Here is a 19,905-nt window from a genome sequence, read left to right as displayed (position 1 = left end):
CATTCGACGACTTCCGTGAGGAGAACACCATGACCACATCCCGCGCGACCGGCATCGAGGCCGCCCCGACCACGCACGAGAAGATCGTGTCCTGGGTCGCCGACATTGCCGACCTCGCTAGCCCCGACGCCGTCGTGTGGTGCGACGGATCCGCCGACGAATGGGACCGGCTGACGACCCAGCTGGTCGACAAGGGCACCTTCGTCCGCCTCGAGGGTAAACCGAACTCGTTCTGGTGCGCCTCGGACCCCCAGGACGTCGCCCGGGTCGAAGACCGCACGTTCATCTGCTCGGCATCGCAGTCCGATGCGGGACCGACGAACAACTGGATGGACCCTGTCGACATGAAGACAGTGATGACCGAGCACTACCGCGGCGCGATGGTCGGCCGCACGATGTACGTCATCGCCTTCTGCATGGGACCCCTCGATGCTGCCGAGCCCAAGTTCGGAGTCCAGATCACCGATTCGGAGTACGTCGCCGTCTCGATGCAGATCATGACCCGATCCGGCGCGAGTGTGTGGGAAAAGCTCACCCCCGGAGTTGAATTCGTCAAATGCCTCCACTCGGTCGGGTCTCCTTTGTACCCGGGGCAGGCCGATTCCACGTGGCCGTGCGATCACACCAAGTACATCTCCCACTTTCCCGAGGAGCGGATGATCTGGAGCTACGGCTCCGGTTACGGCGGCAACGCGCTACTCGGCAAGAAGTGCTACTCGCTGCGCATCGCGTCGAAGATGGCCAAGGACGAGGGCTGGCTCGCCGAGCACATGCTCATCCTCAAGCTCACGTCCCCCGAGAAGAAGACCCACTACATCGCGGCGGCATTCCCGTCCTCGTGCGGTAAGACGAACCTCGCGATGCTCGAACCCACGCTCGACGGGTGGACCGCGGAGACCATCGGCGACGACATCGCCTGGATGCGGTTCGGCGAGGATGGTCGCCTGTATGCGGTCAACCCCGAGGCCGGCTTCTTCGGTGTCGCACCGGGCACGGGGGCGCACACCAATCCCCACGCGATGGCCACCATCGAGCAAGGCAACTCGATCTTCACGAACGTGGCCCTCACCGACGACGGCGACGTGTGGTGGGAGGGCATGACGGATCAGCCGCCCGCGCATCTCACGGACTGGCGACGCCAGAGCTGGACTCCCGATGCGGAACGGCCTGCCGCGCATCCGAACTCCCGCTACTGCACACCTATCGCGCAGTGTCCGACCGTCGCCCCGGAGTGGAACGATCCCGCCGGCGTGCCGATCTCGGCGATCTTCTTCGGTGGCCGCCGCGCCACCACGATTCCCCTGATCACCGAAGCCTCGAGCTGGCAGCACGGGGTGTTCCTCGCCTCCACCCTGTCGTCGGAGACCACCGCCGCCGCGACGGGCAAGGTGGGTGTGGTGCGCCGCGATCCCATGGCCATGCTTCCGTTCCTCGGCTACCACGTCGGCGACTACTTCGCGCACTGGCTCGACATCGGTACCAAGTCCGATCCTGACAAACTCCCGAAGATCTTCTACGTCAACTGGTTCCGGCGTAGTGACGACGGCGCGTTCCTGTGGCCCGGGTTCGGCGAGAACTCCCGCATCCTCAAATGGGCACTGCAGCGGATCGATGGCACTGCTCACGCCGATGTGACGCCGGTCGGGAACGTCCCCTCCGTAGACGATCTCGACCTGACAGGCCTGCCTGTCGATCCCGCTGCAGTGTCGGCAGCACTGGCGGTCGACCCCGACGAGTGGATCGCCGAAACCCGCCTGATCGACGAGTGGTTCGCCACCATCGGTGGCAACACGCTTCCCGACGTCCTGCGGGAGGAACTCGCGGCCCTCAAACTGCGCATGACCGCCTCGGATCTGCTCGGCGATCCGATTCCGTTGCGCGACGAGGGTTTCCATCGTGTTCGCCGCGCCACGCCGTGAACCCTGCCGTCGGGGCAGAAACGCCCCGCCCATGACGAGGCGTGGAACGTGTCACGTCGATCCCCACGTTCCACGCCTTCGTGGTCTGGCCTGAGCCGAACCGATCTCGACTCGGGCCAGACCACACCCCTCCGCAGCCTGGCCCGCACTTCCTCTTCAGCAGGTGTGGCTGGCGGAACGGAACGGCTTGCCGGTGATCACGACGACCAGTGCGCCCTCGCCGCAGCGGGGACAGCTGCCCACACCCGCGGGTATCGCCGACGTTCGGCACACGAGAGAGCAGTCTGCGCACCGCAACATTGGTCCGCGAAGTCGACTGAACGGTGTAACACGCATCATCTAACCTTCCATCGTCACTAATTGCTAACATTAGCAACTAGTTGTCTAGGGTATTTGTCGGCACACTGAGGAACCTGCACATGTCTGAACTGGGAAACCCGAGCGGACCCTCGAATACGATCGGCTCTGCCGGGGGACGCGTCGCCGGTGCCCTTCGGGCGGTCGTCGAGCTTCTACCTCGGTGGGGTGACTGGAGCCCGGCAGTCCGCGCTCCCGGCGCGGACCTGTTGTCCGGTCTCATCGTCGCGCTGGTGGCTCTGCCGCTGGCGTTGGGTTTCGGTGTCAGCACCGGGCTCGGCGCCGCAGCGGGCTTGACGACGGCAGTCATCGCCGGCGCCGTCGCCGCAGTGTTCGGTGGTTCCCGCTTTCAGGTGTCCGGTCCGACTGGCGCGATGACGGTGATTCTGGTGCCCATCGTGGCCCAGCACGGACCGTCCGGGGTCCTGGCGGTCGGCCTGATCGCCGGCGTGCTGCTGGTCGTGCTGGCGTTCGCGGGTGTCGGGCGGGCGGTGCGGTACATGCCGGCCCCGGTGATCGAGGGGTTCACCGCGGGCATCGCCGTCGTCATCGCCCTCCAACAGGTCCCGGCTGCCCTGGGAATCCAAGGCGCCGAGGGCGAGAAGGTGTGGCAGAGCGCGTTCGACGCGGGGCGCCGGTTCGTGGAGAGCCCGACGATCCTCACGCCGACGGTCGCGCTGGTGGTTGCCGCGGCGATCCTCATTGGCGGACGCTACCTGCCGAGAGTCCCGTTTTCTCTCGTGGCGGTCGCTGCAGCGACTGTGGTCGCGCAGCTGTTCCACCTCGATCTCGCGACGATCGGCACCATTCCGTCCGGGTTCTCGGCGCCGACACTGAGTTTCCTGCACCTGGGGGATCTCACATCGTTGATCGGGCCGGCCCTCGCGGTGGCCGCGTTGGCGGCGCTGGAATCGCTCTTGTCGGCGACCGCCGCGGATTCGATGGCCGTCGGCGCCAGACACAATCCCGACCGCGAGCTGTTCGGTCAGGGTCTGGCGAACATCGCCGCGCCTCTGTTCGGTGGGGTCCCCGCCACTGGCGCCATCGCACGCACTGCGGTCAACGTCCGCTCTGGTGCCCGCACCAGGCTCGCGGCCCTGACCCACGCGCTCATCCTCGCCGCGATCGTGTATCTGGCTGCCGGCCTGGTGGCGGAAATCCCGCTGGCGGCACTCGCCGGCGTCCTGCTCGCCACCACCGTTCGGATGGTCGAAACCGCTTCGATTCTCGCGATTGCCCGCGCCACCCGAGCCGACACCATCGTGATGATCGCAACGTTCCTGGTCACCGTTGTCTTCGATCTGGTGACCGCGGTCGCGGTCGGTGTCGGATTCGCTGCGATCCTCGCGCTGCGGGCTGTGGCCAAGTCCGCGCGAATCGAGCAAGTACCCCTCGAGAGTGATGACCACATGACCGAAGAGCATGAACTTCTACGCGAACACATCGTCGCCTACCGCATCGACGGTGCCCTCTTCTTTGCCGCCGCTCACCGATTCCTCCTGGAACTCGCCGAGGTCTCCGATGTGAGGGTGGTTATTCTGCGGATGTCGCGTGTCACCGCCCTCGACGCCACAGGCGCCATCCTTCTCAAGGATGCCATCACCAAACTCGAGCACCGCCATGTCACCGTGCTCATTTCCGGAGTCAAGCCCGAGCACGTGCGCCCCTTGGAAGCTGTCGGTGTGTTCACCACCACCGACAGCAAGGAGCGGCATGTCTTCGAGACCACCCCACGCGCGATCAGCTACGCGCGGACGCTTGTTCTTCCCGACAGCCACTACGTCTCCACCACCACCGAGGACTGAACCAATGCCAGCCACCCCCACCGTCGCACCGACGACGCGCCAGCATCTCGGTTACCTAGCCGGCCGAACTCTCCCAGCAGACCTTCACGAGTGGGTGGTCAACGACATCACCGGTCCCGGCGCCACCCGCCGCTACGTGGTCCGTTGCCTCGTACCACTCATTCCCGTTCTCGCAGCCTTACTGCTGATTCCCGGACCGTGGCTCATCCGAATCGGCATGGTCCTCCTGCTCTGCCTGCCGTTTGTGTATTTCCTGATCGGGCTGAAGAGCATCTACCTGCGTCACCGTCTCGTCAGCCACGGCCTCGATCCGCACCTCCTCAACCAGCACCAGCAGGCGCGCATCGACACGGAACGCGTCGACTATGAGACCCGGTACCGGCGCGCTCCCTAGAAGTGCCCCGGGTGAACGCGGGATCGCACCCCCAACCCCGGCGGACGGGGAGTCGATCTCGGCGCAGCCGCTGTCGACGAGTCTCCGGTCGGCCGGCGAGTGCGGTCCGATCTCGTCCCGGTAGACCCTGGAACCGCGCATCGATTCGATCGTCGTCGAAGACCGGGACACCGTAGCTGACCGCGCTCGGGTCACCCCGACGGTCACGTCGAAGTGCGCGGCCAACTGTGCGGTCAATTGTCCTGTGCCGCAGCCGACGTCGACCGCCATTCTCCGGGACGGCGCCATCGCGGCGAGACCGGCCGACAGCTCGTCCGGATGCTCGGGCCGGAAACGCGCGTAGGCCTGGCCGCCGTGTTCGAACCAGCTTCGTGGTCTCTGCTCCGGCCGCCGTCGCTGCTCTCCTTCTTTCTCTCCCGTGGCCCCTGGCCGATCACTTCCACTATGGCGCACGCCACATTCGCTGGACCTCAACTGCGGTTGAGGCCCTAGGTTTCGCCTCCCAGGCCCAGGAGTCCACCGACCCATGTCGGTGACCCATCGCGGATCGAAAGGCAGACACTCACAACCATGGTCAATGTCGACGACCTGAACATGCTCGCCCAGCGGCTGTCGCCGGGTGCGATGATCACTGATCCGGATCTACTCGCGTCCTACCGACAGGACTGGAGTTTCGACCCCGGCGCCGGCGTGCCGGCCGCCGTCGTACGTGCGTCGACGGCATCGGACGTCCAAGAGGTCCTGCGGTTCGCCAATGCTCGACGCGTTCCGGTCATCCCACGCGGCGCCGGGACCAGCGTGGTCGGTGGGTCCACCGCTGTCGACGGCGCGATCACGCTGAGCCTCGAACGCATGAGATCGATTCGGATCGACGCGTCGTCCCGAACCGCCATCGTCCAACCCGGGGCCGTCACCAACGATGTCAAAGCTGCAGCTGCTCGCGAAGGCCTGCACTATCCGCCCGATCCGTCGTCGTCCGAAATGTGCTCCATCGGCGGCAATGCTGCAACCAACGCCGGTGGCCCCTGTTGCGTGAAGTACGGCGTCACCAGCGACTACATCCTGGGAATGACCGTGGTACTGCCCGACGGATCGATCGCCGACCTCGGCGGAAATCGAATCAAGGACACCCCCGGCCTCGCGTTGACGAAGCTCTTCGTGGGCAGCGAGGGCACGCTCGGGGTTATCACCGAGCTGACGCTACGGCTCATCCCGCAACCACCGACGCCCCACACGCTGGCCGCCTTCTTTCCGCTGATGTCCGACGCGGTGGCGGCAGCCCGAGCCATCACCGACCTGACGCGACCCTCGGAACTCGAAATCCTCGACGGCGCGGCCATCAAGGTGGCCGAGGAGTTCCTCGACATGGATCTGGACACCGATGCCGGTGCGCTCCTCGTCGGGCGGTCCGACGCCGGTAGCGGCGCGGAGGCGGAGATGGACCTGATGCGCGTTCACTGCGAAAAGCGCGGAGCCACGGACGTGTTCATCACGGATGATCCCGGAGAAGGTGAACTGTTCATTCGTCCGCGCTACGCGGTCTACGAGGCCTTCGAGCAGAAGGGTGTGGTCATCGGCGACGATGTCGCGGTGCCCATCGACAGGCTGCCGGCACTGACCGACGGGCTGGCCGACATCGCGCGTCGTCACGGCACCACCATCGTGAGCTACACCCACGCAGCTGACGAGCTCACCCACCCCGTCCTCTGCTATCCCTCCGGAGACGACGACGCCGCCGAGTCCGCCTCCGCAGCACGACGGGAGATCTACGAGCTCGTCGGAACGCTGGGCGGCACCGTGACGACCGAATACGGTGTGGGACAGCACAAGCGCGACACCCTGTCGCATGCGCTCGATCCCGTCGTGATCGAGTTGAACAGGACCATCAAGAACGCCTTGGATCCGAACCAGATCTTGAACCCGCGCGTTCTGATCCCGTAGTTCGTTCGAAAGGGCGTAAGGACATAGGAGGCTTCTTGCCTACACCCCACGCCCGACGGCTACGGCCATGTCGACGGCGCGGTCACCGGTGTTCACGGCACCCGCCTTCCTGGACTGTTCGTCACCGGGTGGATCAAGCGCGGTTCGGTCGGGCTGATCGGATCCACCAAGCCCGACGCCCGACACACCATCGAGACACTTCTCGACCACACGACCCGGCACCGGCCACAAGCGCGGTGCCATCGACAGAATCCTCCGTGAACGCGGCAGAAGGTGCATCGACTGGGACAGTTGGCTGCGTATCGACAGGGCCGAGCAGCAGCTCGGCGCAGCGCGGGGTCGAGACCGAATCAAGATCATCAATCGAACGGAACTGACGACTATCGGCCTTCCGCAATCCTCGGGCAGCGACGTCGCCCACGCGACGCCTCACGTCCGGCGCTGATCGTCGGGGATGCGGATCAGCGCGCCCCGACCGACTCCGGTTCGGGGCGCGCGGACTCGCCGTTCGGGGCGAACAGGATCGACGACACCACCGTGGACCGCGGCTCGCCCGCAGCGGTGCGGAGGCGGGTCTCGGTGTCGAGGAACACCGCGCCGCTGCGCTCGGTGACGGCGGTGACCGTCAGCGCCGCGGTGAGGGCGTCGCCGGCGAGAATCGGTGCGGCGACGGTGATCTTCTCGTTCACGTGGATCGGAGTGTGCGTACTCATGTCGAGTGCCGAATCCGCAGCGGTCAGCATGTCGCGGATCAGCGTCGCCGTCACCACCGCGCTGAAGGTGGGCGGGGCGACGATGTCCGCGTACCCGGCCTCCCGCGCGGCGTCGACGTCGTGGTGGCCCGGATCCGCAGCGAGGATCACGCGGGCGAACTCGCGTATCTTCTCCCGTCCGACGAGGTAGGTGTCATCGGACCGGAACACGAGACCGGGGCGGAGACCGGGTAGGCCGGGTTCGGGTGGCAGCTCGGGAACGATGCGCATGTCGATGCTTCGCTCCGCGGTCATCGCCCGGGCACCACCGAGATCGTTCCCCGGCAGACGGCGTTCTGGGGATTGACGAACCACCATGCGGCGCCGGTCTGGACGCTGACGGTGAAATCCACCGTGCCGGTGCCCGTCCAGGTGCGGTTGATCGGGATTCCGGGCTTCTGCTGCCAGGCCGCCTCGTCGCTGACGCTGCGGCCGGAGGCTCCCGTCGTCGTGTTGTGCCAATCGACGGACACGCGGGTGCCGTACCAGTTGGGGCCGATGCTCGGCAGGAGTCCGCCGGGCGGTGCCGGCAGTTCGTTCCCGCCGCTCAGCAGGATTGCCGGCTCCAACGCGGCTCCACCGGGGCGCAGTGATTCGCCCGACGCGGCGGTGACGGTCCAGGTGAACGCCGGCGCCCAGAAGAGAGGGTTCGCACTCGAGCACGTCATCGTCGTCGACGTCGGTGGCGCGGGTTGAGCACTCGCGACAGCGCCGCCTCCGGTCACGATGGCGGTACCCAGGCCGACGGCAGCCATTGCCGCCGCACCCGCCCGGCGGGCCGACTGGTTGCTCATGATCACTCCCCACTGATCCGGTACTGCGACGTTCGCCGCACACGTGTATCCGCAGGCGCGGCGCGTTCTGTTACAACGCGCGGAGATTGGGAAAGTGCAGGGCCCGATACCAATTCGGGCGAGGGCGGCATACCGGGATCACCGGGTGTCGGCCCACCTCGGCTCGGGAGGTAGCACCGCCGGCACCAGGAACTGTTCGACCATTGCGCGCTCGTCGTCGGCGTCGATGCCCGGAACGGTGAGAAGCGAGACGATCGCGCGCACCAACCACCGTGCACGCCGGGTGATCTCGACGTCGTCGACGTCCGATATGTCGGCGAGGAACGCGGCGCCGAGGACCTCGATCACCTCCGACGTGCTCGCCAGTTCCGACGCCAGGCCCGCGTCGCCGAGGCCGAACCACGCGGCCAGCGTCGGTGTCGCGCGGACCTCACGGAGCGCCATGAGGACGGCGCCGGTGACCCTGTCTCGGGGGTCGGTGATCGATGCCACGGTGGCCGCGATCCGCTCGCCGAGCCTGCGCGCCTCGCGGTGCACGAACGCGCGGTGAAGGGCGCGGCGGTTCTCGAAGTAGCGGTACAGCGTTGCACGCGAACAGCCGGCCGCCTTCGCGACCTCGGCCATCCCGGTCGCCGAGACGCCGCGTTGGACGAACAGCGCGGCGGCGGCATCGAGGATCTTCTCGGCCGCCACCTCGCTGCGTTCGTCGCTCAACCACGAACCGGATGTGTTGGGTGTCATGGTCATCCGGCGCGGAACGGCACGTGGACGGGGCGTCGGACGTAGTTGCCCGCGGCGTACTCGACCCCGTCGATGTCGACGTCGAAGTCCGGGCAGCGGGCCAGCAGCTCCTCGAGCGCCACCCGGGCCTGCATGCGGGCGGCGGCCGCGCCGAGGCAGTGGTGGTTGCCGTTGCTGAACGTCATGATCTGCCGCGGATTTCGGAGCACGTCGAGCTCTTCGGCATCGGCCCCGAACATTCGCGGGTCGCGGTTCGCCGAGCCGTACACCAGCAGCACCTTGCGGCCGGCCGGGATCGTCACGTCCTCGATGGTGACGTCGCGGGTCGTGGTGCGGGCCAGGCCCTGGACGGGGGAGGTGAGCCGCAGCAGTTCCTCGACCGCGCCGGGGATCAGCGCGGGGTCGCCCTGCAGCAGCTGCCGCTGGTCGCGGCGCTGGGTCAGCAGCTGCACGGCGCCGCCGAGCATTCCGGTGGTGGTGTCGTTACCGCCGGTGACCATCGTGAACGCGAAACCGAGAATGGACAGCAGCCCGGAGACGTCGCCGTCGGCGCCCATCCCCGCGGCGACGAGATGCGAGATGGTGTCGTCGCCCGCGTTGCCGGCGGCGGCGTCGGCCTTGCGGCGTTCGATCAGGCCGCCGAAGTAGGTCATGAGTTCGACCACCGCGGTCTGAGCCGCGAGCGGGTCGCCGCTCGCGTTGGCCGCCACGATGACCTCCGTCCAGCCGTCGAACCGGCCGCGGTCCTCCGGCGGGACACCCAGATAGTGCGCGACCACCATGCTCGGCAGCGGCTTGAACAGTTCGGTCACGATGTCGCCGGTCCCGGCGGCGCGCAGCCGCTCGAGCCGTTCGATCACGAAGCCGCGCACCTCGGGCTCGACGGCCTCCACCTGGCGGGGCGTGAAGCCCCGCGCGACGAGTCGGCGGAACTGGGTGTGCACCGGCGGATCGAGCATCACGAGCGGGGGATTGTCGCGCAGGCCGATCTTGTCGAGCTCGCCGTAGGTCATCGTCAGGCCCTCGGCCGAGGAGAAGGTGTCCGCGTCGCGCGCGGCGGCGTAGACGTCGGCGTGCCGGGTGAGCACCCAGTAGTCGTCCGCGGGTGACGCCTCGGGCACCACCCGATGCACGGGGTCGTGGTCGCGCAGCGCGGCGTACATGGGCCACGGATCCCGCCACGAGTCGCCGGAACGGGGAACGTAGGCCGCACTGCCGGACATGGTCGTGGTCATGCCTCAAAGGTGAGACAGATCACTACTTTTGTCAATGGCCCCAGCAGGGCGCCCTACGACGTCGGGCGGATCCGGATCGCGTCGAGCGTCTCGCGCAGGTAGCCCCCGAACACCGCCGCCATGTCGACCGCCTCGGCGTCGAGCAGCCACTGCTGTTGAAGGCCGTCCATGAGGGCGACCAGGCGGAAGGCGTGCGCCTCGGGGTCGATGTCGGATCGGAATTCGCCGGACGTGATCCCGGTTCGGACGGCGTCCGCGATGAACGCCCGAATGCGCCGGTAGCGGGTGCGCGCCCAGGCGTGCGCGGGGTGATCGGCGGTGACGGACTCGGCGCTGAGGACGGTGAAGAGCTGGACGAGTCCGGGGATGCGCTGGTTGCGCTCGACCAGGTCGACCAGGGCCTTCAGGGCGGCGACGCCGGTCAGTGGCGCACCGTCGGTGTCGGTGAAGCGCTCGGCGTCCATCCCGTCACGCAGGTCCAGCGTGGCGGCCAGCAGTTCTTCCTTGGTGTGGAAGTGGTGCAGCAGGCCGGGCTGGGAGATCTCGGCCCGCTCGGCGATCCGGGCGAGAGAGGCTCCGCGGTAGCCGTTCTCGGCGAACTCCTCCATCGCGATGTGCAGTATCCGGGCTCGCCTGGCCCTGCCGACGGCGTAACTGCCGCCTCGTCGTGGGCGGACGGCGGCATCGCTGCCATGTGCGGGGGTGGTCACCATCTCACTGTAAGAGGTCGAAAATAACGACGAGGTAACAAACTTACTACCCACTCGGTATTCGGGGTTAGCCTCGATGCCAGGCGGCCGAACAGGCCCGACCGGCGTGACGGTGCGAAGGAGTGTTGGTTGTGGGCAACCCCCGAGACGATGTGGCTGCGGTGGACGAGGAGAAGCTGGAAAAGCTCCTCACGGAACTGACGCTCGAGGAGAAGGTCGGTCTCCTGACCGGCGCGGACTTCTGGTCTCTCGACCCGATCGAGAAGATTGGTCTGCGGAAGCTGCTTCTCTCGGACGGCCCCAACGGCGTCCGCGGCACCACCTGGGACGAGCGCGACACCAGCCTGCTGTTCCCGAACCCGTCCGCGCTGTCCGCAACGTGGGACCCGGCGCAGGTCGAGCGCGCGGGAGCGCTCATGGGCGCCCAGGCCCGGGACAAGGGCGTCGCGTGGCTCCTCGCCCCGAACATCAACATTCACCGCTCGCCGCTCGGTGGACGGCATTTCGAGTGCTATTCCGAGGACCCCGTGCTGACCTCCGCGATCGTGGCGGGCTTCGTCTCGGGTGTTCAGGCCAACGGGGTGGCGGTGACGGTCAAGCACTACATCGGGAACGAGTCCGAGACCGAGCGCATGACCTACGACGCGCGGATCTCCGAGAAGGCGCTGCGCGAGGTCTACCTGGTGCCCTTCGAGGCCGGGGTCCGCGCGGGCGCCTGGTCCGTGATGGCCTCGTACAACTCGGTCAACGGCGCGAGCCTGACCGACAACCGGCGACTGCTCACCGACATCCTCAAGGACGAATGGGGATTCGACGGCGCGGTCGTGTCCGACTGGTTCGCGACCCGCTCCACCGCCGCGTCGGCGAACGCGGGCCTCGACGTCGCCATGCCCGGGCCGCAGAGCCCGTGGAACGAGGCGCTCGTCGCCGCGGTCCGCGCCGGCGAGGTCCCCGAAAGCACCGTCGACGACAAGGTGCTGCGCGTGCTTCGGCTCGCCGCCCGCACCGGCTACCTGGACGGCTTCGAGGGGCCCGCCCCGTCGACGACGCCGGACGACGCGGACGAGCAGCTCCGGGACATCGCGGCGCGCGCCATGGTCGTGCTGCGCAACGAGGGCGGCGTCCTGCCGCTGGTCCCGTCGTCGTGCGGCCGCGTCGCCGTGCTCGGCCCGAATGCCGCGCTGCTCACCGCACAGGGTGGAGGTTCGGCCCACGTCAACCCCGCGCACGTGGTCAGTCCGCTGGCCGGGCTGCGTGCCGCGTTCGGCGACTCGGTCGAGATCGACTACCAGGAAGGCGTTTCGACGCAGCGCATCCTTCCGGCCATCCCGGCGGATGTCGCCCGCGACCCGGAGACCGGTGAGCCGGGATTCCGCGTCGACTTCGTGTCGGCGGACGGCGCCGTTCTGGGCACCGAGCGTCGGCTCACGTCCCGACTGGTGTTCATGGGCACCCTCCCGCCGGACACCGCCGAGGTCCGGGTGCGGACCGACCTGACCGTCACTGAGGCCGGCACCCACCAGTTCTCGGTGTCCGGGGCCGGGAAGTACTCCCTGAGGATCGGCGCGACCGACCCCCACGAGATCGAGCTCACCAGCGCCGACAACGACCTGATCGAGAATCTGGTCAAGCCGCCGGAGCGCCGCGTCTCGGCGGAACTCGCGGTCGGGACGGTCGGCGTCGAGATGCGTGCAGCCGTACCGGCCTTCCCGATGGTGATGTGCGGGCTGAATCACGATGCGCCCCGAGTGAATCCGGACGCCGCGTTCGCCGCCGCCGTCGAGGCCGCGCGGAGCGCCGACGTGGCACTGGTGTTCGTCGGCACCACCGACGAGGTGGAGAGCGAGGGCTTCGACCGTACCGATCTGCTGCTGCCCGGTCGGCAGGACGAGCTGGTGTCGGCGGTGGCCGCGGTCAATCCGCGGACGGTCGTGATCGTCAACGCCGGTGCGCCGGTGGAGATGCCCTGGCGGGACGAGGTTGCGGCGGTGCTGTGGGCGTGGCTGCCGGGCCAGGAGGGTGGCCACGCGATCGCCGACGCGCTGACCGGCGTCGTCGAGCCCGGTGGCCGACTGCCCACGACGTTCCCCGCTGTCGGTGCCGACGCGCCGGTGCTGTCGACGCAGCCCGTCGACGGCGTCGTCGACTACGCCGAGGGCTCCACGTTCGGGTACCGCGCCTACGAGCAGGCCTCGACTGTCCCGGCCTACCCGTTCGGGCACGGCCTCGGCTACACCACCTGGGCCTACGAGGGAATCACTGCGGCGGAGACCGATTCGGGTGGGGTGACTGTCGAGGTGGTCGTCCGCAACACCGGTGGGCGCACCGGACGCGAGGTCGTCCAGCTCTACGTCGGCGGCGAGGGCCCCGACGGGACCGACCCGTTGCGGTTGGTCGGCTTCGCATCGGTGACCGCCGACGCAGGGCAGACGGCGACCGCGCGGATCACCGTGGACCGCAGGACCCTGGCTCGCTGGGACGAGTCGGCGTCGGCGTGGCGAGTCGTCGGCGGTTCGCGGACGCTGGTCGCGGCGCGCTCGGCCACCGACCGTCGGCTGACGACTCGGATCGAGCTGACGGACTCGACCGACTGCGCCTGGGGCCTCTGACGGCTCCCACCTCTCGACCGAAGACCCTGTGAAACCTCGACCAGGAGAACCCGACATGACCGTAAACCTGTCCCGCATCGCGATCTCGCGCGGCGAGCTGTCCTACTTCGAGGCGACGCCCGAGGCAGGCGCCGAGGTGAAGGGCACCGTCGTCATGGTGCCCGGCTTCACCGGTTCCCGGGAGGACTTCCTCCCGATGGCGCCGTTCGTCACCGCGGCCGGCTACCGCCTGATCTCGTATTCCCAGCTCGGGCAGTACGACTCGGACGGGCCGGACGGTCAGGACGCGGTCGGGGAGTACACGATCGCGAAGTTCGCCCTGGACCTCGCCGAGGTGCTCGACGCGGTGGCGCCCGACGAGAAGGTCCACCTTCTCGGTCACAGCTTCGGCGGCCTCGTCACCCGGGCCGCCGTGCTGAACGACCCGACGCGTTTCCTGGACTACGTGATTCTCGACTCGCCGCCGAGTGGGCGAAACCTGGGTATGGCCGTGGACATGGGGCAGATCCCGGAACTGCTGTGGGCGGGTGGCAACGAGGTGCTGTGGAAGGCCATGTTCGGCGCCTTCGAGGAGATCTTCCCGGCGCCGGTCAAGGAGTTCCTGCACCACCGGATCATGGTCACCAAGACCGCGAACATCGCCGGCATCGCCCTCACCATGAGCGCCGAGCCGGACCGCGTCGCGGAGTTGGCCGCGACCGGCCTGCCGATCCTGGTCGTCGCCGGCGAGAACGACGTCATTCCGGTGGACGTCCAGGCCGACGCCGCGGCGCGGCTCGGTGTGAAGTTCGAGATCATCGCGGGGGCCGCGCACACCCCCAACGAGGAGAAGCCCGAGGAGCTGACGAGGGTGCTCGCGGCCTTCTGGAGCGGGGTTGCCTGACGCCGCCTGTCACCCCACAGTCAGCTGTCGGTGTCGATAGTGCCGACGAATCGGTGAGCGACGTAGGCGTCGGCGCCATCGACCGGGCCGCTGTCGACCCATCGAGGCAGAGGGGAGGCGTCGGCGCATCCCGCGGACAGGGCCTGCCACATGTCGCGGGCGAGTCGTTCGATCTCACTGGTGCTCACCTCGCCTCGCTCGACGACGTCGAAGGAGAGAACTGTGTATGCCATGGCGTGATCATTCCTCCTCGGTTGCAGGTGCCCGCTGGTCGACGTGTCGGCGCATGAGCTGGTATCCGTGGGCTGTGTCCGGGCCCGGGTCGATGACGGCGATGTCGGCACGAGACCCGTTGCGTCCGTATACGCGCATTACTCTGCGCGGTTGATCGGGTTCGAGCCCCGAGACGGTCAGTCCATCGTCGGGGTCGATCTGACGCTGACGGGAACTGACCGCGTTCCACTCGAAATGGATGCGGGCAACGGGACCGAGTCTGCCGGTCAGGGCGACAACGAGGTCGTGGAGTTCGACGGTGATGTTCTGGGTGCGAGGCCACCATGCGCCGTTCACATCGCGGTCGCACCGGGCGGCAAGCAACAGTCTGGTGGTGCGAGTAGGTGCCGAGAAAGGCTGGCCGCCGTCCGGGGATCGGTTCTCCCGGCGAAGGCTGAAGTGAGCAGGAGTGCGCGTCATGCAGAGACGCTCCTTAGAGGGCCGCGAATCGGCCTGGATTTCCAAACGAGGCCCGTACGGTCACACCCGCACGTGAAGAACCTGCGATGGCCTCCACGCTACACGCGTCGGCGTGCATACGCGGGTACCAACCGACCTCCCCGCAATGAACGCCGAACGGCGTGGAGCTCGCGAACTGCCTCCGCAACTCGTGCCGACGTCAGCCGCAGAGGCCATCGTCCGCAGCCGGTACCGGAGGGCGAGCGCCACGCCGCCTTGCGGTTCTCTCCCGTCCTCGAGTTCTACTGTCCCATAACGTATTTGACGGTCGGTCCGGCGGTCCACCCGCCGTCGACGGCGATCTCCGCCCCGGTGACGTACGACGCGGCGTCCGAGAGCAGGTAGGTCACCGCGCCGGCGATCTCGTCGGCCTCGCCGACCCGGCCCATCGGAGTGTTGGGGTAGTTACCCTCGCCCTGCTGGATTCCGACGCCCGCCGTCATCGGGGTGTACGTCATGCCGGGATGGACGGAGTTCACCCGGATCCGGTCGGTGCCGAGTTCGACGGCCGCGATCTTGCTCAGCCCGCGCACGCCCCATTTCGACGCGCCGTAGCCGGCGGTGAGCGCGAGCCCCATCAGGCCGGCCGCCGACGAAATGTTCACGATCGAGCCGCCGCCCGCGGCCCGCATCGGGGCGATGACGGCCTGGATGCCGTTGAAGACGCCCACCAGGTTGATGTCGAGCACCTGCCGGAAGTGTTCGAGCGGTTCGTGCTCGATGTACTGGCCCGTCGAGACGCCCGCGTTGTTCACCAGGCCCGTCAGGGTGCCGAATTCGGCGAGGGTGAACGCGACGGCGGCCCGCCACGCGCCGGCGTCGGTGACGTCCAGGTGGATGTAGCGTGCGGCGTCACCCAGGTCGGCAGCGGTGGCGTGGCCGTCGTCGTCGAGGACGTCGGCGATCACCACCTTCCCGCCGCCGTCGACGATCCGGCGCGCGAACGCCGCGCCCAGGCCACGGGCACCGCCCGTGACCAGAACGACCTTGTCGGACAGCATTTCCGATTCACTCATGTCGCGTATCCTCCAGGGATTTCCGATGTCACTTGCCGCGGGCGGCGTGCCGGGCGCCGATGTAACCGAAGACCATCGCGGGTCCGATGGTGGCGCCCGCTCCGGCGTAGTCGTTGCCCATGACCGAGGCCGACGTGTTGCCGGTGGCGTACAGGCCGTCGATCACCGAGCCGTCCGCGCGCAGGACCTGTCCGTTCTCGTTGTACACCAGTCCGCCCTTGGTGCCCAGGTCGCCGGCCCGCATCCGCAGCGCGTAGTACGGGGCGGTGTCGATGGCGTCGAGCGTGGGATGCGGCAGGCTCGGGTCACCGTAGTAGTTGTCGTAGGCGCTCTCGCCCCGGTGGAAGTCCTCGTCCCGCCCGTTCCGGGCGAATCCGTTGAAACGGGAGAGGGTTTCGGTGAGTCCGGCGACCGGGACGTCGATCTTGCGCGCGAGTTCCTCGATGGTGTCGGCGACGACGATCAGGCCGCCGTCGATCCACGCCTGGGGGAACTTCTGGCCGGGCATGATCCCGCCGATCGGGTAGCGCTTCTTGGCACGCTCGTCGAAGACGAACCACGTGGGCTCGTGACCGCCCGCCAGTTGATCGTGCACGAACGTGACGTACGGCGCCGCCTCGTTGGTGAACCGTCTGCCGTGCTGGTCGACGATGATCGACCGGGGGACGGACCGCTCGGCGACCATCACCTGGACGATGCCATCGGGGCGCTGGAACGACGGCATCCACCACGCGTCGTCCATGAGATCGACTGCGCCGCCGACCTTCTGGCCCGCGACGATGCCGTCGCCGGTGTTGTGCCGCGACGCCGCGCTGAAGTTGTCCCGGCCGCCCTCGGGGAGGTACGCCTTGCGCATGTCCTCGTTGAACTCGAAGCCCCCGGTCGCGAGGATGACGCCGCGCCGGGCGCCGATCCGTACCGCATGTCCGTCACGCTCGGCGACGAGCCCGATCACGGCGCCGGACCCGTCGGTGACGAGCGACTGCATCGGCGTGTTCAGCCAGAGCGGGACGCCGGCATCCTTGAGCGCCAGCCGAAGCCGGGCGATCAGTGCCCGACCGAGGGTGTCCATGTGGCGGCGCAGCAGGATCGCCTTGACGGCGTTGAGACCGGTCTTGAGTGCGGCACGCTTGGCCTTCCACGTGCGCATCACCATGTTCAGCTGCACGAAGTCCTTCGACGTGATGAACAGGCCGGGGGGAGTGGCGAGCGCTGCCGGGCGCAGCAGGCTCTCGTCGGCGCCCAGCTTTCTGAGGTCCACGGGCAGCGGCTCGATGGTGCGGCCCGCGGGGCGGCCGCCCGGCTGCTCCGGGTGGTAGTCGGAGTAGCCGGTGCACCACTGGAATCGCATGTGCGGGCTGGACGTTTCGAGGAATTCGAGCGTCTTGGGCCCCTCGTCGATGAAGGCGTCGAGGTTCGCCGACGGGACCCGGTCGCCGAGCACCGCGTCGAGGTAGCGGCGGACGTCCTCGCGGGAGTCGCCCAGGCCCTCACGGACCAGCAGGGGATTGTTCGGTACCCACACGCCGCCGCCGGACAGAGCCGTGGCGCCGCCGTAGACGTCGGCCTTCTCGATGAGCAGGGTGTCGATGCCCTCCGCTGCGCCGGCGAGGGCGGCGGTGAATCCGCCTGCGCCACTGCCGACCACCAGCAGGTCCACCTCGTGATCCCAGTGGGTTGCGGTGGACTGGTCGGTCTGTTGGGAATCGGTCGGCATTGGCAGATCTCCTGGGGTGCGTGGGGCAGGCGGCGACCCGAGGCGTGTACGCCCGGTCGCGTCGCGTCCACGACCCTAGGAAGGGTGCGAAGGGCGGCGAAATCGTTTCTCCCGCTGTGCGGGAGGGCGGTCGATCAGATCAGCCAGGCCGCCGAGTCGGCCGGCAACAGCCCGTCGGCGAGCGGACGGCTGGTGATGACGACCGTGCCGGACGGCAGCTCGATCGGTCCGTCAGTCGCGTTCAGCACGCAGATCAGCCCGCCCGAACGGCGGAACGCGAAGCATCCGGGAGGGCTTCCGTACCAAGCGATGTCGTCGCCCGAGCACTCCGGCAGCGTCGCGCGCAGTTCCAGGGCCGAGCGGTACAGCGACAGCGTCGAACCGACGTCCTCGAGCTGTGCCTCGACGGTCAGCGGCGCCCACTCCGGGGGCATCGGCAGCCACGTGTCGGGCGTCGTCGAGAAGCCGAACGGCGGGTGCATCCCCTCCCACGGCAGCGGCACGCGGCAGCCGTCCCGGCCGCGTTCGGTGTGTCCCGACCGCTCCCACACCGGGTCCTGAAGGACCGCGTCCGGCAGGACCACGTTCGGCAGCCCCAGCTCGGCGCCGTTGTAGATGAACGCAGCCCCCGGCAGCGCGAGTTCGACGAGCGCCATCGCCCGGGCGCGGGCGACACCGCGGTCGCCGCCGCCGTACCGGGTCACCTCCCGCTCGACGTCGTGATTCGACAGCGTCCACGTGGGGGTGCCGCCGACCCGCGCGACGGCATCGAGGGAGTTCTCGATGGCCGCACGCACCGCATCGGCGTCGAAAGTGGTCTCGGCGAGGCGGAAGTTGAAGCCCAGGTGCAGCTCGTCGGGGCGGATGTACTCGCCGAACCGCTCGTTGTCGCGCACCCAGATCTCGCCGACCGACATCGCGTGCGGGTGCTCGTTCATGATCTTGCGGATGCCGCGATGGATCTCGTGGACGCCGGGATTGTTGAACCGGGGATCGTGGTCGTCGTTGCGGAGCAGGGCGTTGGTGTCCCAGTCGTGGTCGGGCAGGCCCGCGGGTTTGGCCATCCCGTGTGCGACGTCGATCCGGAATCCGTCGATGCCGCGGTGCAGCCAGAACCGCAGCGTCTGCTCGAGGTCGGCGAACACCTCGGTGTTGTCCCAGTTCAGGTCGGGCTGCTCGGCCGCGAAGATGTGCAGGTACCACTGCCCGGGGGTGCCGTCCGGCTCGGTCACCCGGGTCCAGGCGGGCCCACCGAACACGCTCGGCCAGTTGTTGGGCGGCTGTGAACCGTCCGGTCCGCGCCCGTCCCGGAAGATGTACCGGTCGCGGGCGTGGCTGCCCGGGCCGGCCGCGAGGGCCTCCTGGAACCAGGGGTGCTCGTTGCTGGTGTGGTTCGGGACCAGATCCATCGTCACCCGAATCCCGCGCGCATGTGCCGCGGCGATCAACGCGTCCATCGTCGCCAGATCGCCGAACAGGGGGTCGATGTCGCGCGGGTCGGACACGTCGTAACCGTGATCGGCCATCGGTGACCGCATGACCGGACTGAGCCACAGCGCGTCCACCCCGAGCAGTTCTAGGTAACCGAGACGATCGATCACCCCACCGAGGTCGCCCACGCCGTCGCCGCCCGCATCCGAGAACGACCGTGGATAGATCTGGTAGAAGACGGCGTCCAACCACCACGGACGCGCGTCGGCCGGCGTGGTGGCGGACTGCTCCTCACGGCTGGTCACAGTCACTCATAGTGCCGCATCGAGGACGTCCGGAGAGGTGTATGGCGCCGTGTCGGCTACACCGGCGAGTTGACCATCGACGCCGCTGCCATCTCCATGTAGTCGATCAGCGCGCGCCGGTGCGGTTCGTCGAGGGTCTGCTCGTCGATCGACGCGATCGCGGTGTGCATGCACCGCAGCCACGCGTCCCGCTCGATCGGCCCGATCTTGAACGGGTTGTGCCGCATCCGCAGGCGCGGGTGTCCGCGCTCCTCGGAGTAGGTACGAGGTCCGCCCCAGTACTGCTCGAGGAACATGCGCATGCGCCGCTCCGCCGGGCCGAGGTCCTCTTCGGGGTACAGCGGCCGGACCACCTCGTCCTTCGCCACTTCCTCGTAGAACCGCGCGGTGAGCTTGTGGAACGTCTCGGCTCCGCCCACTGCCTCGTAGAAGGTCTGCTGCGTCGTGTGGTTCGTTTCAGTCATGTCGTGCTCCATTGTGCCCGTGTCCGACAACTGTGCGTCGTCCACCGGGCCCGCGTGCCGCCCGGTGTTCACCCGATGTGCGCCGATTTTTTCGCCGAAA

Annotated in this window: 17 protein-coding genes; 6 read left to right on the top strand and 11 right to left on the bottom strand. The window is 68.1% G+C overall.

What is annotated here, in order from left to right; genetic code table 11:
* Positions 1–29: 29 nt before the first annotated feature.
* The 4 genes from ABTV10_RS16305 (at position 30) to ABTV10_RS16290 (ending at position 6,416) form a co-directional block, all read left to right on the top strand.
* Positions 30–1,919, top strand: a complete 1,890-nt coding sequence (locus ABTV10_RS16305) for a phosphoenolpyruvate carboxykinase (GTP) (RefSeq protein ID WP_499028515.1) — start codon at positions 30–32, stop codon at positions 1,917–1,919.
* Positions 1,920–2,338: 419 nt separating this feature from the next.
* Positions 2,339–4,081: a SulP family inorganic anion transporter gene (locus ABTV10_RS16300; protein ID WP_499028513.1), complete on the top strand. Its 1,743-nt coding sequence runs from the start codon at positions 2,339–2,341 to the stop codon at positions 4,079–4,081.
* 4 nt (positions 4,082–4,085) lie between these two features.
* Positions 4,086–4,475: a DUF5313 family protein gene (locus ABTV10_RS16295; protein WP_499028511.1), complete on the top strand. Its 390-nt coding sequence runs from the start codon at positions 4,086–4,088 to the stop codon at positions 4,473–4,475.
* Between the two features lie 570 nt (positions 4,476–5,045).
* Positions 5,046–6,416 (top strand): FAD-binding oxidoreductase, encoded by a 1,371-nt coding sequence (locus tag ABTV10_RS16290; RefSeq protein ID WP_499028510.1) that lies wholly within the window; start codon positions 5,046–5,048, stop codon positions 6,414–6,416.
* Between the two features lie 461 nt (positions 6,417–6,877).
* Here ABTV10_RS16290 and ABTV10_RS16285 read toward each other — a convergent pair whose 3' ends face one another.
* From ABTV10_RS16285 to ABTV10_RS16265, 5 genes are all read right to left on the bottom strand, one after another.
* Complete coding sequence (locus ABTV10_RS16285; protein ID WP_499028507.1) at positions 6,878–7,423, bottom strand: FAS1-like dehydratase domain-containing protein; 546 nt, start codon at positions 7,421–7,423, stop codon at positions 6,878–6,880.
* Positions 7,420–7,962 (bottom strand): hypothetical protein, encoded by a 543-nt coding sequence (locus tag ABTV10_RS16280; RefSeq protein ID WP_499028506.1) that lies wholly within the window; start codon positions 7,960–7,962, stop codon positions 7,420–7,422. Before ABTV10_RS16280 ends, ABTV10_RS16285 begins: the two co-directional genes overlap by 4 nt.
* Before the next feature lie 138 nt (positions 7,963–8,100).
* The gene (locus ABTV10_RS16275; RefSeq protein WP_499028505.1) at positions 8,101–8,703 is read right to left on the bottom strand and encodes a TetR/AcrR family transcriptional regulator; all 603 of its coding nucleotides are present in this window, start codon (positions 8,701–8,703) and stop codon (positions 8,101–8,103) included.
* 2 nt (positions 8,704–8,705) lie between these two features.
* Positions 8,706–9,938, bottom strand: coding sequence for a cytochrome P450 (locus ABTV10_RS16270; RefSeq protein WP_499028503.1), 1,233 nt, complete (start codon positions 9,936–9,938; stop codon positions 8,706–8,708).
* Between the two features lie 53 nt (positions 9,939–9,991).
* Positions 9,992–10,651 (bottom strand): TetR/AcrR family transcriptional regulator, encoded by a 660-nt coding sequence (locus ABTV10_RS16265; protein ID WP_499028501.1) that lies wholly within the window; start codon positions 10,649–10,651, stop codon positions 9,992–9,994.
* Between the two features lie 128 nt (positions 10,652–10,779).
* On the opposite strand from ABTV10_RS16265, the gene ABTV10_RS16260 reads away from it, so the two are divergent.
* Both ABTV10_RS16260 and ABTV10_RS16255 read left to right on the top strand, forming a co-directional pair.
* Entirely contained in the window at positions 10,780–13,257 is a 2,478-nt protein-coding gene (locus tag ABTV10_RS16260) for a beta-glucosidase family protein (RefSeq protein WP_499028499.1), read from the top strand.
* A gap of 55 nt (positions 13,258–13,312) precedes the next feature.
* Positions 13,313–14,140, top strand: coding sequence for an alpha/beta fold hydrolase (locus tag ABTV10_RS16255; protein WP_499028498.1), 828 nt, complete (start codon positions 13,313–13,315; stop codon positions 14,138–14,140).
* A gap of 20 nt (positions 14,141–14,160) precedes the next feature.
* Here ABTV10_RS16255 and ABTV10_RS16250 read toward each other — a convergent pair whose 3' ends face one another.
* The 6 genes from ABTV10_RS16250 to ABTV10_RS16225 all read right to left on the bottom strand — a co-directional run bounded on the left by ABTV10_RS16250 (position 14,161) and on the right by ABTV10_RS16225 (position 19,805).
* Positions 14,161–14,373: a hypothetical protein gene (locus ABTV10_RS16250; RefSeq protein WP_499028497.1), complete on the bottom strand. Its 213-nt coding sequence runs from the start codon at positions 14,371–14,373 to the stop codon at positions 14,161–14,163.
* Positions 14,374–14,380: 7 nt separating this feature from the next.
* Entirely contained in the window at positions 14,381–14,833 is a 453-nt protein-coding gene (locus ABTV10_RS16245) for a DUF5994 family protein (RefSeq protein WP_499028494.1), read from the bottom strand.
* 281 nt (positions 14,834–15,114) lie between these two features.
* Positions 15,115–15,888, bottom strand: a complete 774-nt coding sequence (locus ABTV10_RS16240) for a glucose 1-dehydrogenase (protein WP_499028493.1) — start codon at positions 15,886–15,888, stop codon at positions 15,115–15,117.
* A gap of 28 nt (positions 15,889–15,916) precedes the next feature.
* Positions 15,917–17,605, bottom strand: a complete 1,689-nt coding sequence (locus tag ABTV10_RS16235; RefSeq protein WP_499028492.1) for an FAD-binding protein — start codon at positions 17,603–17,605, stop codon at positions 15,917–15,919.
* A gap of 134 nt (positions 17,606–17,739) precedes the next feature.
* On the bottom strand, positions 17,740–19,341 hold the full coding sequence (locus ABTV10_RS16230; protein ID WP_499028490.1) for a glycoside hydrolase family 13 protein: 1,602 nt from the start codon (positions 19,339–19,341) through the stop codon (positions 17,740–17,742).
* A 56-nt stretch (positions 19,342–19,397) separates the two neighbouring features.
* The gene (locus tag ABTV10_RS16225) at positions 19,398–19,805 is read right to left on the bottom strand and encodes a globin (RefSeq protein WP_499028489.1); all 408 of its coding nucleotides are present in this window, start codon (positions 19,803–19,805) and stop codon (positions 19,398–19,400) included.
* Between the last annotated feature and the right edge of the window lie 100 nt (positions 19,806–19,905).

It is taken from the genome of Paraburkholderia sp. RHO2, assembly GCF_050955445.1.
Classification (GTDB): domain Bacteria; phylum Actinomycetota; class Actinomycetes; order Mycobacteriales; family Mycobacteriaceae; genus Prescottella; species Prescottella agglutinans_A.
The sequence above is the reverse complement of the archived record's forward strand: the minus strand, read 5'-3'. Positions and strand labels throughout refer to the sequence as shown.

What these genes read in the sequence shown, in the direction of transcription:
- ABTV10_RS16305 (WP_499028515.1), top strand. Translation starts at nt 30, where the DNA reads ATGACCACATCCCGCGCGACCGGCATCGAGGCCGCCCCGACCACGCAC.
- ABTV10_RS16240 (WP_499028493.1), bottom strand. Translation starts at nt 15,888, where the DNA reads ATGAGTGAATCGGAAATGCTGTCCGACAAGGTCGTTCTGGTCACGGGC.
- ABTV10_RS16235 (WP_499028492.1), bottom strand. Translation starts at nt 17,605, where the DNA reads ATGCCGACCGATTCCCAACAGACCGACCAGTCCACCGCAACCCACTGG.
- ABTV10_RS16275 (WP_499028505.1), bottom strand. Translation starts at nt 8,703, where the DNA reads ATGACACCCAACACATCCGGTTCGTGGTTGAGCGACGAACGCAGCGAG.
- ABTV10_RS16255 (WP_499028498.1), top strand. Translation starts at nt 13,313, where the DNA reads ATGACCGTAAACCTGTCCCGCATCGCGATCTCGCGCGGCGAGCTGTCC.
- ABTV10_RS16225 (WP_499028489.1), bottom strand. Translation starts at nt 19,805, where the DNA reads ATGACTGAAACGAACCACACGACGCAGCAGACCTTCTACGAGGCAGTG.
- ABTV10_RS16250 (WP_499028497.1), bottom strand. Translation starts at nt 14,373, where the DNA reads ATGGCATACACAGTTCTCTCCTTCGACGTCGTCGAGCGAGGCGAGGTG.
- ABTV10_RS16300 (WP_499028513.1), top strand. Translation starts at nt 2,339, where the DNA reads ATGTCTGAACTGGGAAACCCGAGCGGACCCTCGAATACGATCGGCTCT.
- ABTV10_RS16290 (WP_499028510.1), top strand. Translation starts at nt 5,046, where the DNA reads ATGGTCAATGTCGACGACCTGAACATGCTCGCCCAGCGGCTGTCGCCG.
- ABTV10_RS16245 (WP_499028494.1), bottom strand. Translation starts at nt 14,833, where the DNA reads ATGACGCGCACTCCTGCTCACTTCAGCCTTCGCCGGGAGAACCGATCC.
- ABTV10_RS16270 (WP_499028503.1), bottom strand. Translation starts at nt 9,938, where the DNA reads ATGACCACGACCATGTCCGGCAGTGCGGCCTACGTTCCCCGTTCCGGC.
- ABTV10_RS16265 (WP_499028501.1), bottom strand. Translation starts at nt 10,651, where the DNA reads ATGGTGACCACCCCCGCACATGGCAGCGATGCCGCCGTCCGCCCACGA.
- ABTV10_RS16295 (WP_499028511.1), top strand. Translation starts at nt 4,086, where the DNA reads ATGCCAGCCACCCCCACCGTCGCACCGACGACGCGCCAGCATCTCGGT.
- ABTV10_RS16280 (WP_499028506.1), bottom strand. Translation starts at nt 7,962, where the DNA reads ATGAGCAACCAGTCGGCCCGCCGGGCGGGTGCGGCGGCAATGGCTGCC.
- ABTV10_RS16285 (WP_499028507.1), bottom strand. Translation starts at nt 7,423, where the DNA reads ATGACCGCGGAGCGAAGCATCGACATGCGCATCGTTCCCGAGCTGCCA.